Origin of the sequence: Nocardioides sp. 31GB23 (assembly GCF_040012395.1) — a bacterium.
In the GTDB taxonomy this organism is placed as follows: Bacteria; Actinomycetota; Actinomycetes; order Propionibacteriales; family Nocardioidaceae; genus Nocardioides; species Nocardioides salarius.
This window is the reverse complement of record NZ_JBDYKJ010000104.1, coordinates 1-11,773: the sequence shown is the minus strand read 5'-3', so window position 1 is coordinate 11,773 and position 11,773 is coordinate 1. Positions and strand designations below refer to the sequence as shown.

Genomic DNA, 11,773 nt, shown 5'->3' with positions numbered 1-11,773 from the left:
ATAAGAGACAGCCACCGAGTCCCACCCCGAATCCCCCACCACCACGAAGGAACGTGCACTGTGACGGACGCCTGCGGCTGCGGCCCCGACGAAACCCGAAACGACGACGGAGAGCTGGAAGAGCACGAGCCCGAACGGCTGTGGGAGGTCAATGAGCTGAGGTTCGCCGCTCTCGCTGGGCTCTTCCTGATCGCCGGCTTCGTGGCTGATCTCAACGACGCCTCCCGAAGTATGGTGACCGGGCTGAACGCCGTTGCCTTGGCGCTCGGCGCCTGGACCTTTGTCCCCCACACGCTGAAGCGACTGGCCAAGGGCAAGATCGGCGTCGGCACCCTGATGACCATCGCCGCCGTGGGCGCGGTCATCCTCGGCGAGGTCGCCGAGGCGGCGATGCTGGCTTTCCTCTACTCCATCAGCGAGGGGCTGGAGGAGTACGCCGTGGCCCGCACGCGTCGCGGCCTGCGCGCCCTGCTCTCCCTGGTCCCGGCCGAGGCCACCATTCTTCGTGGTGGGACCCAGGTCACTGTTGCTCCTGTCGAGCTCGCCATCGGTGACGTGCTGCTGGTCCGGCCCGGCGAACGGGTCGCGACGGACGGAGTCATCCGCACGGGCCGCACCGCCCTGGACGTCTCCGCCCTCACCGGCGAGTCCGTCCCGGTCGAAGCCAGCACCGGGGACACCGTCTACGCGGGTTCCATCAACGGCACGGGCGTCCTCGAGATCGAGGTCACCACCACGGCCGAGGACAACTCCCTCGCCAGGATCGTCAGCATCGTCGAGGCCGAGCAGTCCCGCAAGGGCGATGCCCAGCGCCTGGCCGACCGCATCGCCAAGCCTCTGGTCCCCGGGATCATGGTCCTTGCCGCCCTCATCGCTGTCGCGGGCAGCCTCCTCGGCGACCCCGCCACCTGGATCGAGCGCGCGTTGGTCGTCCTGGTCGCCGCCTCCCCGTGTGCGTTGGCGATCTCCGTGCCGGTCACCGTGGTCGCCGCCATCGGTGCCGCCAGCCGCATCGGCGCCCTGGTCAAGGGCGGCGCCGCCCTCGAGGCGCTCGGCCGGATCCGGACGGTCGCGCTGGACAAGACCGGCACCCTGACCCGCAACGACCCGGCTGTCGTCGATGTCGCCACCTCACCCGGCTACACCCGCGAGCAGGTCCTGGACATCGCCGCTGCCCTCGAGGCTCGGAGCGAGCATCCCCTCGCCCGCGCCATCCTCGCCGCCGTACCCCAGCACCGCGACGCTGACGGAGTCGAATCCGTCACCGGCGCCGGCATCACCGGAACCGTCGACGGCCGCCAGGCACGACTCGGCCGGCCCGGCTGGATCCCCGCTGGCGACCTCGCCGAGCCCGTTGCCAGCATGCAGGAAGCCGGCGCCACCGCCGTGCTCGTGGAGTACGACGGGGTCATGATTGGCGCCGTCGCCGTCCGCGACGACCTGCGCCCCGAAGCCGCAGAGGTCGTCGCCCGTCTCCGCGCCGACGGCTACAAGGTCGCCATGCTCACCGGCGACAACGAACGCACCGCTACCGCCCTGGCTGCCCAAGCCGGCATCAGCGACGTCCACGCCGACCTCCGCCCTGAGGACAAGGCGGCCATCATCCAACGGCTCCGCGAGCAACGGCCCACTGCCATGGTCGGCGATGGTGTCAACGACGCCCCCGCCCTGGCCACCGCTGATGTAGGGATCGCCATGGGCGCGATGGGCAGTGACGTGGCCATCGAGACCGCCGACGTCGCCCTCATGGGTGAGGACCTGCGCCACCTTCCCCACAGCCTCAGCCACGCCCGCCGGGCGAGGTCGATCATGCTGCAGAACGTCGGCCTCTCGCTCGGCCTGATCGCGATCCTCATACCGCTCGCTGCCTTCGGCGTGCTCGGGCTCGCCGCGGTGGTCCTGGTCCACGAGATCGCCGAGATCTTCGTCATCGGCAACGGGGTCCGCGCCGGGCGCGCCCGGCCGCTGCCGCCCGCACCGGCCACCCAGCCGACCTCGCCTCCGCTGACGACGGAAGTTGGAGCCAGGTGACCAGCGGTACCAGTCCAGCCGCGGCACGCGCGCGGAGGAGTCGGGCGGTGGTCGTGCTGGTGGCCCTCACAGCGGCGTCGATCGACCTCGTCGCCAAGGCTGTCTCCGAGGCCCGGCTCGCCGACTCCACCGTCGACCTCGGGCTGCTCCAGCTGCGGCTGGGCTACAACTCGGGCGTGGCGTTCAGCATGGGCGACAAGCTCCCGGTCGGCGTCATCGTGGCCATCACCACCGTGATCTCCATCGCCCTGGCCGCGTACGTGTGGCATCGAGCCCCGCGCGCCGGGTGGGTCGAGCGGATCGCCGGCGGCGCCGTCCTCGGCGGCGCCGTCGCCAACGTCATCGACCGTGCCCGCGACGGCGTCGTCACCGACTACCTGCACACCGGTTGGTGGCCCACCTTCAACCTAGCCGACACCTTCTTGGTCACCGGCTTCATCGTGATCGCCGTGCTGCAAGCCCGCCCCGAGCGCACGGTGGCCGAAGACGGCAAGTCGACTGCCGCCCACCCCGCCAACACGGACGCCGGGGACTTCTGACCGGCACCCCTGAGGCGCACAGAGACACCGCGCCACAGTGCCGTTGTCGCGGGCTGCGATTGACTCCGGCCCGTCACCGTCCACGACCCCGTCGCCACGACCGTCTACAGAAGGAAACAAACACGCCATGATCTCCTCCGCGCTTCAGGCGATCGGCCTCTTCCTGGTCACCAACATCGACGACATCATCGTCTTGTCTCTGTTCTTCGCACGTGGAGCCGGACAGCGAGGCACGACGGCCAAGATCGTTGTTGGCCAGTATCTGGGATTCGCCGGCATCCTCCTCGCCTCCCTCGCGGTGACACTAGGGGCCGGGCTCTTTCTTCCCGACGACGCCATTCCGTACTTCGGTCTGATTCCCCTGCTGTTGGGTCTGTACGCCGCCTGGCAGGTCTGGCGCAACGGAGACGACGATGACGAGACCATGGCGGAGCGGCCGGTCAGCGCCTGGGTCGTGGCCGCAGTGACGTTCGCCAATGGCGGAGACAACATCGGGGTCTACGTCCCGGTGTTCCTCTCCGTCGGCACCGGTGCCCTGGTCGCCTACTGCGTCGTGTTCCTGGCCCTTGTCGTCGTCCTGGTGCTGGCGGCGAAGTTCGTGGCCACGCGCGAGCCGGTCGCCGAGGTTCTCGAGCGTTGGGAGCACGTCCTGTTCCCCCTCGTGCTCATCGGCCTGGGCATCGTCATCTTGGTCGAAGGTGGCGCGTTCGGCCTATGAGCACAGGTGCCCTGTGCGCGTCGTCGCTATCCCAGCACTGACGGGCTGCTTCAGGCCAGGCACCGGCTGTCGAGTACTTCAAGGATCTCCGCAGCAACGTTGGGCGATCATGTCGCGGACGGCATGTCCGTCCTGGCCGCCGCCTTGGCTGGGACCAGTCGGGGGACCAGCCGGATGTAGACGAGCATCCCCACCAATTCGACCAGGGTCTGGGTGACCACGATCGCCGGTGTCACGGCGTATACCTCTGGGAGAGCGAGCGCGAGAGGGAGCACGACGAGCGAGTTGCGCGTCGCCCCCGTGAAAACCAGGCACGCGCCCGGCCCACGTCGAGGCGGGCGACTCTTGCGGCCGCTACTCCCACCACGGCCTTCTCCCCTCGGCATGGCGACCTGGTCCCCGGCTCGACTGATCCCCGGCTCGACCTGGCCCCACCGGCTGAGCAAGCCCGGCGGCCACACTCTCGCCCGACCTCGGGCTGGGGCGAGCACGGTCAGGTATCGGCTCGCTCGCGCGGTGTGCGCCGTGACTTCAGATGCCCCAGCATGGGGAACTGGCGGCGGGAGGTTCTAGCGGCCGCCGTGATCGCGGCGGCGACCCCGATCAGGCACAGGACCAGTTTGATGAGGGAGCCGTGTCGAACCGCGGGGGTCTGCGCATCCACCAGCGCCACCTCGGTGATGGCAATGTCGGTTGTCCGGGGTTCCAGCTGTTGGCGGACTGTGCCGTCTGGGGCGATCACGCCGCTGATGCCGTTGGTGGAGGCGACTATCACGGTGCGGCCGGTCTCCATGGCACGCGCCCGGCTGATCGTGAACTGCTGCTCCAGTTGCGACGTTCCGGTGAAGGTCGCGTTGCTGGTCTGTACCGTCACCATCTGCCCGCCGTTCTGGACCTGGGCGATCAGCGAGTCGTCGTAGGCCACGTCGAAGCAGATCAGGTCCACCACACGGGTGCCGGCGACGTCGAGCGGCCGGCTGCGGGTGCCGGCGATCATGTCACGTGGGATCATGTCCAGGCGCCCGATCTGGAGTCCGGCCATCTGGCTGCGGAAGGGAACGTACTCGCCGAACGGCACCGGGTGACGTTTGGTGTAACGCTCCGCGGTCGAACCGTCCGGGAGCCACACCAGTCCTTGGTTGAGGACGGCGTCCGGGCGGGGCCCGTCCACGATGGCGCCCACCAGCACCGGCACTCCGATGGCCGCCACGGCCCGGGAGATCCCCGCGTTGGTCTGCTCGTCGCGGAACGGGTCGACGGCGGTGGAGTTCTCGGGCCACAACACGAAGTCGGGCCGCGGGACGGCGCCGTCTTCGACGCGCCGGGCAAGGTCGACCGTGGCTCGGACGTGATTCGCGGTGACCTGCTGGTGAACGGCGACCAGATCGTTACCGGCACCGGGTACGTCGCCCTGCACCGCAGCGACCGTCACCACGGGTCGCCCGGCTTCCCATGAGGATGTCAACGACTCGGGGCTGAACAGGACGGGTACCACCGCGACGAGGAGCGCCGCGACCACGGCCGCGGCAGCTCCGGCGGGACGCGCTCTCCCCTCCTGCAGGACCCAGGCAAGGATCGCTCCGGTGAGAGCGATGAGGAAGCTAACGCCGGTGGCGCCGATCCAGGGCAGCCACAACGCGAACGGGGTGTCGACCGCGGCCCAGGCCAGCCTGGTCCACGGGAAGCCGCCCAGCGGCCACGTCGACATCGCGGCCTCGACCGCCACCCACACGCATGCGGTCCACCACGGCCAGCCGCGAAGCCGGCGCACGAGCGCGATCCCGACCGCAATGAGGGCGTAGAAGCCGGCGACCACGGGACTCAACAGCAGCCACGCGTCGGTGCCGACAGCCCGCATCCACACAGTCAGGGCCAAGGTGTAGGCAAGCCCGAACAACAGCCCCAGAACCGCTGCCCGTCGCACCGGAACCCGTTGCACGAGAAGCACGAGCGCCGCGACCGCCAGCGGCAGCAGCCACCGCTCGTCCCACGGAGCGCTAGCTCCTGCCGCAGCCATTCCGGCCAGTAGGGCGGCGGGAATGCGTGCGAGCCGAATGCGGCGGTCAGTGTGGCGGTCAAAGGAGGCGCTCGGTGTGCGAGCCCCGGCCGGTCCAACCAAGGAGGGACTCCCCGCGGCGTGTCTCATCGGTTCTAGTCCCCCTCCGTGATCGAGTCGAGCAGCGTGGCGAGCTCCGACCTGGAGACTTCGCCAATCACCCGGTCTACGATCCTGCCGTCCGCATCCACGGCGAGCGTGACCGGCAATCCCGGGACCCGGGTGTCGTCAAGCACGACCGCGTCGACGTCGACCAACTGCGGGTAGGTGACGCCCGTCTCGCTCAGGAGGTCCGCGGCCGCTTCCTGGCGGTCTTGGGTGTTGATGCCGACAAACTGGACCTCAGGGTGACGTCGGGCCGCCTGCGCGAGCATCGGCATCTCGTTTCGACACGGACCACACCACGACGCCCACAGGTTGACCACCACCGGACCAGCCAACCGGGACACGTCCACCACCCTGGTCTCGTTGAGGCAAAGCAGGTTCACCACTGGAAGTCGGTCAGCGCTCTCCCCGCCGGTGCTTTCGCGTCCCGAGCCGGTGCAGCGATCGAGACCGGCCACCTGAATGGGCTCGACCGGCGGAGCCGCGGAATCCTCGGTAGGGGCGCGGCTGGATGGCGCGCCGCATGCGGACAGAAGAGCGGTCGTCAGACCACACGCGACTATCCACCTGGGAACCCGTCGTTGCCCTGCGGTCGGTCGTCCCAATTTCCTGCCTGCTCTCTCGTCGCCAGTCGAGCCGGCGGGGTGGACGCGGTTATTGCTATGTAGAGTAGTAGTTGACTACGGCGCCCTGGCGCGCCCCATCGGAAGCCCGTGGAGGAGCACTGCCATGAACAGCCGCCGAACGCGACGGACGCGCGCCGCGGCCGCCCTTGTGGTGGCGACCATCGGGCTTTCGGCATGCACGACTGACGCTGGCACGCCAACGGCCACAGATGGCGTTGTTCAGGTCATCGCGCCGCAGGACCGGCAACAGGTCAAGCCGTTCACAGGCGAGCTGCTCGGAGGCGGCCACTTCGACACCACCTCCATGGCCAGCAAGGTGGTCGTCTACAACGTCTGGGGCTCCTGGTGCGCGCCGTGTCGCAGCGAAGCCCCCGTCCTGAAACGAGTGTCGGAGGAAACCCAGGATCTCGGGGTGCGGTTCGTCGGAATCAACGTCCGCGACAACGACGCCGCCGCCCGGGCGTTCGAAGACAACTACAACATCGAGTATCCCAGCATCACCACCGACACCTCCAGCGCTGCAGTGCTCGCGTTCGGACCGGCGCTGCCCCCCAGCGCGGTGCCGAGCACCCTGATCGTCGACGCCCAGGGTCGCCTCGCCGCCAGGATCGTCGGTCCCACCGACTACTCGACGCTGTCGACGATCGTCACCGAGACCGCCGCGGAAGCAGACACCAGCCAGTGACTGACCTCGACACGAAGACCACGGCCAGCGGCCCAGCACGACCGGCGCAGGCTCCGCCGTCGTGGGGGTGGCTGCGCTGGGCGTGGCGGAACTTGACCTCGATGCGCACGGCGGTGATCCTGCTCGCGCTGCTGGCGCTCGCCGCCATCCCAGGGTCACTGTTCCCGCAGCGCAACGTCGCCAGCGACCCAGCAGCAGTGATCAACTACATGCAAGACAACCCCCGCATCTCGCCCTGGCTGGACCGCATGGGGATGTTCGACGTCTACGCGTCCCCCTGGTTCGCCGCCATCTACATACTGCTGCTGATCTCCATGACCGGGTGTGTGCTGCCCCGCTCCCGTCGGCTCTGGCAGTCCGTGCGCAGCGATCCTCCGCCCGCCCCGCGGAACCTAGCCCGGCTGGAGGACCACCGAAGCTGGGAAATCACCCGGGAGCCGGCCGAGATCATCGCCACCGCAGCGGCGCATCTGCGGCGCAAGGGGTTCCGTGTCGTCTCCACCAACGACGAGATCCGGGCCGAGCGCGGATACCTACGCGAAGTCGGCAACCTCGCCTTCCACCTGTCGCTGCTGGTGCTCCTGGTCGGCATCGCCGCCGGCAAGCTGATCGGGTTCGAGGGCCGAGTCGCCGTCGCCGAGGGCGGCACGTTCGCCAACGATCTCTCCCAGTACGACGCCTTCACTCCCTCAGCGTGGACCGATGTCGACGACCTGGAACCGTTGTCGTTCCGCCTGGAGGAGTTCGACGTCTCCTACCAGACCAGCGGCCCCAACCTCGGCCAGCCCTCAGAGTTCGCGGCCCGGCTCGCCTACCGCGCCGGCAGCGGTGAGGAGCAGACCGTCACCGTCGAGCCGAACCGCCCGCTCAATGTCAACGAGACCAAGTTCTTTCTCACCGGCAATGGGTACGCCCCGGTCGTCACGGTTCGTGACGGGCGCGACAAGGTCGTGTTCACCGGGCCGGTGCTGTTTTTGCCGTTGGACAGCAGCTACGCCTCCGACGGTGTGATCAAGGCGCCGGACGCCCAGCCGACCGAGCTGGCCTTCGAGGGGTTCTTCCTGCCCACCGCCGATGTCGGCCCCCAAGGCCCCTACTCCAGGTTTCCTGACGCCCTGAATCCTCAGTTGTTTCTCACCGCCTTCACCGGTGACCTAGGGTTCGGCGACGGGGTTCCGCAGTCGGTGTTCACCCTCGACAAGGACGACCTGACACAGGTGCGCCGCGACGGACAGCCCTTCAGCCAAGCGCTCTCGGTCGGGGAGACCATGCGGCTTCCCGGTGGTCAAGGCACCCTCACCTTCGACGGGGTCTCCCGGTTCGCCAACTTCCAGATCGCCTACGACCCCGGCAAGGAGATCACCCTCGTTGCGGCGATCGTCCTCTTCGTGGGGCTCACCACATCCCTGATCGTCCGCCGGCGACGGCTGTGGCTGCGGCTGCGACCCAGCACTGACGCCGGGACCCTGGTCGAGATCGCCGGCTACTCCCTCACCCGCCGCGAACCTCCTCCACACGAGATCGAGGACCTCGTCGCTGCCCTGGGCGGAGCGTCGCCCCCGACCACCAGCAAGGATGTTTCCGCATGATCTTCGACGAGCAGACATTCGCTCAGCTCTCCAACGGCCTGGTGTACTCCGCCATCGCCGTCTACGCGCTGGCCTTGCTGGCCTACGCCGCCGAAACTGCCGGCCAGGTCGCAGGCGCCACCACGTTGGTCGCCGACTCCCCTGCCCGCAGCCGACTGGCAGGCGCCACCACGATGGTCGCCGCTCCGCCCTCCCGCAGCCGCCGGCTTGGCGCGGTCGGCACGTCGCTGACCGTGCTGGCGTTCCTGCTCAACCTCGGCGGCGTCATCACGCGCGGCCTCGCGGCCGGCCGGGTGCCGTGGGGCAACATGTACGAGTTCGTGCTCGTCTGCGCACTCGCGGCGGGCGCCGCGTACCTGGCGTTCCTGTCCAGGCGCCCGGTCCGCGCCTTCGGCGTCTGGATCGTGGCCATCGTCCTGCTCGCCCTCGGCCTGGCCGTCACCGTCCTCTACACCCCCGCCGGCGACCTGGTGCCGGTGCTGGACTCCTACTGGCTGGTGATCCACGTCGCCGCCGCCATCACCGCCGGTGGAGTCTTCACCGTCGGCGCCATCGCGACCGGCCTGTTCCTGGTACGCCACCGCCTAGAGCGCCGCGGCACGACGCAAGCCCCCAAGGGACGCTACCCCGCCACCCTCCCCACCACCCGCACCCTGGAGCAGGTCGCCCACACCGCCCACATCTTCGCCTTCCCGATCTGGACCTTCGCCGTGATCGCCGGCGCCATCTGGGCCGAGAACTCCTGGGGCCGCTACTGGGGCTGGGACCCCAAAGAAACTTGGGCGTTCATCACCTGGGTCTGCTACGCCGCCCACCTGCACGCCCAAGCCACCGCCGGATGGCGCGGCGTCCGCGCCTCCTGGTTCGCCCTCGCCGGCTACGCCGCCTTCCTGTTCAACTTCTTCGGCGTCAACCTGTGGATCACCGGACTGCACTCCTACGCCGGCGTCTGATTCCCGGAGCGCCGATCCAGTGGTCGTAACCTAAGTTCGTACCGACTCCGCACCAGACGTCGCACGAGGAAAGAACAGGACCGAAATCATCGTTGCCATGAGCGCCAGCGACCTGGTGATGTCAGGCCCGCTCGTGCTTGCCGCACTGTTGGCAGTCGCGGCGGGCCTTGTCTCCTTCATCTCCCCGTGCGTCCTACCCCTCGTGCCCGGCTACTTGTCCTACGTCGCCGGAATGTCCGGCGCGGAGCACCACCAAGAAACCGATGCGTGCGCCGCCGAAACGCCCAGCCAGGTCGCAAACGTAACGACGACCCAGACCCGCGCCGTCAGCAGCACACAAGGCACCCACCGGGTGGTCCTCGGCGCTGTCCTGTTCGTCGCCGGGTTCGCAGCGGTATTCACCAGCTACGGCGTTCTGTTCGGCACCTTCGGTGCACTGCTGATCGCGCATCAAGAGACGCTGGTCCGCGTCTTGGGGGTGCTCACCATCGTGTTCGGCCTGATGTTCACCGGGCTGTTCTGGCGACTCCCGATCGCCAGCCGCAGCCTCCGGCTCGGCTACCGCCCGCGCGCCGGGCTGGCCGGTGCACCGCTGCTCGGCGTCATGTTCGGCCTCGGCTGGACCCCCTGCATAGGCCCCACCCTCGCGGCCGTCCTCACGCTAGCTACCAGCAGCGCCGGCGCCGGCCGCGGCGCCCTTTTGTCCCTTGCCTACAGCATCGGTCTGGGGATCCCGTTCATCATCGCGGCCTTCTCGGTCTCACGGGCCATGACCCGCCTCCAGTGGGCGCGTCGCCACGCGGCCAAGGTCATGCTGGTTGGCGGTCTTGTGATGATCGCGCTCGGCGTACTCCAGGTCAGCGGGCTGTGGCTCGACCTAATGACTCGGCTCCAAGGCCTGGTCGCCAACTGGCAGACGCCGATCTGAGGTCCTCACGGGAGAAGACGAAGCCCCGTATGACGCTGTAGGCGCCGCGCGTCCCAGGACGACGGAAGGTATGCTATCGGCATTGGCAGCTGACGCTGAAGCGACGATGTCCAGGTACCGTGAGCGCCAGCTGGCGGAGCTCATGTTGCAGTTTGGCGACTGGTGGCAAGAAGGGACGGTCGCCCATCGCCCACTATTGGTGGCGCTATTGGTCCGATCGCGTCGACCGACGGTCAGCGACGGAGACCCAGCCCATAACCGGTGATACGACCATCGCGCACCGCCTGCGGTCTTCTCGCCAGAATGGCGAACGACATGGACGGGCACGGGTCAATGCGGGCATCCACAGCGGCTGCCATGTGGACGGCCTACTCCGCCCACGCAGTACTGACCGCGTGGGTGCTGGCCCGCCGCTCCGTACGCCTTCCCATCCCACCCGGACCAGCGCGCGTCGCCGGTGGAGCCCTGATCACCGCCGGTGCTGGGCTGTGTGTGGCCGGGATGATGAATCGCCCCGGGTTTCGTGGAGGCTCGATTACTTGGAACCAGCCCCAGTCGGGACGGGTGTCTGAGGGTAGTTCTCTGGCGTGATCCTGGTCGGCTGTCGTGCCCAGTGGGTGGTCTCGTACTCGGCTGGTGGGACGAGCCCGATCTCGCCGTGCAGGCGTCGGTGGTTGAACCAGTCGACGTGCTCGGCGACCGCGATCTCGACGTCGCCCACGGCCTTCCAGCCGCCCTTGGGGCGCATGACGGGGTTGCGGATGCACTCGGCCTTGAACAGCGAGTTCAGCGCCTCGGCCATCGCATTGTCATACGAATCGCCCCGGCTTCCGACCGATGCGACGGCCTCGGCTTCGGCGAGCCGCTCGGTGTAGCGAATCGCTCGATATTGGACTCCACGATCCGAATGGTGCACGAGTCCGGTGACGTCGTGGCCGGCGCGCTGCCGGGTCCACAGGCCCATGTCCAGGGCATCCAGGGCGAGGTCGGTGCGCAGGCTGGTGGACACCTGCCAGCCCACGATCATCCTGCTGAAGACATCGAGGACGAACGCGACGTAGGTCCAGCCGGCGTGCGTCCTGACATAGGTCAGGTCGGCCACCCAGAGCTGGTTCGGGCCGGTCGCGACGAACTTGCGGTTCACCAGGTCCTCGGGGCGCGCGGTCTCAGCACCATCGCCGATCGTGGTGCGGCGGGTCTTCTCCCGTGGGATCCCACGCAGGCCCTCGGCGCGCATCAGCCGCTCGACGGTGCACCGAGCCACCCGGACGCCCTCGCGGTTCAGCTCGGCGTCGCGGACGCTGCGCGCTGAGGACGGCCTGGTCTGGGCGGCGTAGTAGCTGCTCGGGGCGATCTGCACGCCGGCCTTCTTCAGCACGGCGCAGATCGGCTCGACCCCGACTTCACGCCCATCGACCACGCCGCGGCGATGGGCATCGATGTAGGCGACTATTTGGTGGTGGGGCGGTCGGTGAAAGTCGGCCCGGGGCGCGGTGTCTGCCTTACGGCAGGTCCGTTTCCCCGGGCCGCTTCCCGAACCCGG

General features: G+C 68.6%; 11 protein-coding genes. 7 read left to right on the top strand and 4 right to left on the bottom strand.

Features of this window, described 5'->3' with window-relative positions:
- The first annotated feature begins 60 nt into the window (after positions 1-60).
- From ABKW28_RS21755 to ABKW28_RS21745, 3 genes are all read left to right on the top strand, one after another.
- On the top strand, positions 61-2,031 hold the full coding sequence (locus ABKW28_RS21755) for a cation-translocating P-type ATPase (RefSeq protein ID WP_348613227.1): 1,971 nt from the start codon (positions 61-63) through the stop codon (positions 2,029-2,031).
- Entirely contained in the window at positions 2,028-2,570 is a 543-nt protein-coding gene (gene lspA / locus ABKW28_RS21750; RefSeq protein WP_348613225.1) for a signal peptidase II, read from the top strand. Before ABKW28_RS21755 ends, lspA begins: the two co-directional genes overlap by 4 nt.
- Positions 2,571-2,697: 127 nt before the next feature.
- Positions 2,698-3,288, top strand: coding sequence for a cadmium resistance transporter (locus ABKW28_RS21745; protein ID WP_348613223.1), 591 nt, complete (start codon positions 2,698-2,700; stop codon positions 3,286-3,288).
- Positions 3,289-3,395: 107 nt separating this feature from the next.
- Here ABKW28_RS21745 and ABKW28_RS21740 read toward each other — a convergent pair whose 3' ends face one another.
- The 3 genes from ABKW28_RS21740 to ABKW28_RS21730 form a co-directional block, all read right to left on the bottom strand.
- On the bottom strand, positions 3,396-3,524 hold the full coding sequence (locus tag ABKW28_RS21740; RefSeq protein WP_348613221.1) for a hypothetical protein: 129 nt from the start codon (positions 3,522-3,524) through the stop codon (positions 3,396-3,398).
- A gap of 257 nt (positions 3,525-3,781) precedes the next feature.
- The gene (gene lnt, locus ABKW28_RS21735) at positions 3,782-5,305 is read right to left on the bottom strand and encodes an apolipoprotein N-acyltransferase (RefSeq protein ID WP_348613219.1); all 1,524 of its coding nucleotides are present in this window, start codon (positions 5,303-5,305) and stop codon (positions 3,782-3,784) included.
- 134 nt (positions 5,306-5,439) lie between these two features.
- Positions 5,440-5,907 (bottom strand): TlpA disulfide reductase family protein, encoded by a 468-nt coding sequence (locus ABKW28_RS21730; protein WP_348613217.1) that lies wholly within the window; start codon positions 5,905-5,907, stop codon positions 5,440-5,442.
- A 271-nt stretch (positions 5,908-6,178) separates the two neighbouring features.
- Between ABKW28_RS21730 and ABKW28_RS21725 the strand changes: the two genes are divergently transcribed.
- The 4 genes from ABKW28_RS21725 (at position 6,179) to ABKW28_RS21710 (ending at position 10,230) form a co-directional block, all read left to right on the top strand.
- Entirely contained in the window at positions 6,179-6,760 is a 582-nt protein-coding gene (locus tag ABKW28_RS21725) for a TlpA disulfide reductase family protein (protein ID WP_348613215.1), read from the top strand.
- Positions 6,757-8,349, top strand: a complete 1,593-nt coding sequence (locus ABKW28_RS21720; RefSeq protein ID WP_348613213.1) for a cytochrome c biogenesis protein ResB — start codon at positions 6,757-6,759, stop codon at positions 8,347-8,349. The genes ABKW28_RS21725 and ABKW28_RS21720 overlap by 4 nt, the downstream gene beginning before the upstream one ends.
- Positions 8,346-9,302 (top strand): c-type cytochrome biogenesis protein CcsB, encoded by a 957-nt coding sequence (gene ccsB, locus ABKW28_RS21715; RefSeq protein WP_348613211.1) that lies wholly within the window; start codon positions 8,346-8,348, stop codon positions 9,300-9,302. The genes ABKW28_RS21720 and ccsB overlap by 4 nt, the downstream gene beginning before the upstream one ends.
- A gap of 97 nt (positions 9,303-9,399) precedes the next feature.
- A complete protein-coding gene (locus tag ABKW28_RS21710) occupies positions 9,400-10,230 on the top strand; it encodes a cytochrome c biogenesis protein CcdA (RefSeq protein WP_224280532.1) in 831 nt (276 codons plus the stop codon).
- Between the two features lie 535 nt (positions 10,231-10,765).
- Here the strand turns inward: ABKW28_RS21710 and ABKW28_RS21705 are convergent.
- The coding region (locus ABKW28_RS21705; RefSeq protein WP_348613209.1) for an IS3 family transposase at positions 10,766-11,773 on the bottom strand (1,008 nt) is incomplete at its 5' end.

What these genes read in the sequence shown, in the direction of transcription:
- ABKW28_RS21745 (WP_348613223.1), top strand. Translation starts at nt 2,698, where the DNA reads ATGATCTCCTCCGCGCTTCAGGCGATCGGCCTCTTCCTGGTCACCAAC.
- ABKW28_RS21725 (WP_348613215.1), top strand. Translation starts at nt 6,179, where the DNA reads ATGAACAGCCGCCGAACGCGACGGACGCGCGCCGCGGCCGCCCTTGTG.
- ABKW28_RS21710 (WP_224280532.1), top strand. Translation starts at nt 9,400, where the DNA reads ATGAGCGCCAGCGACCTGGTGATGTCAGGCCCGCTCGTGCTTGCCGCA.
- ccsB (WP_348613211.1), top strand. Translation starts at nt 8,346, where the DNA reads ATGATCTTCGACGAGCAGACATTCGCTCAGCTCTCCAACGGCCTGGTG.
- lnt (WP_348613219.1), bottom strand. Translation starts at nt 5,305, where the DNA reads ATGGCTGCGGCAGGAGCTAGCGCTCCGTGGGACGAGCGGTGGCTGCTG.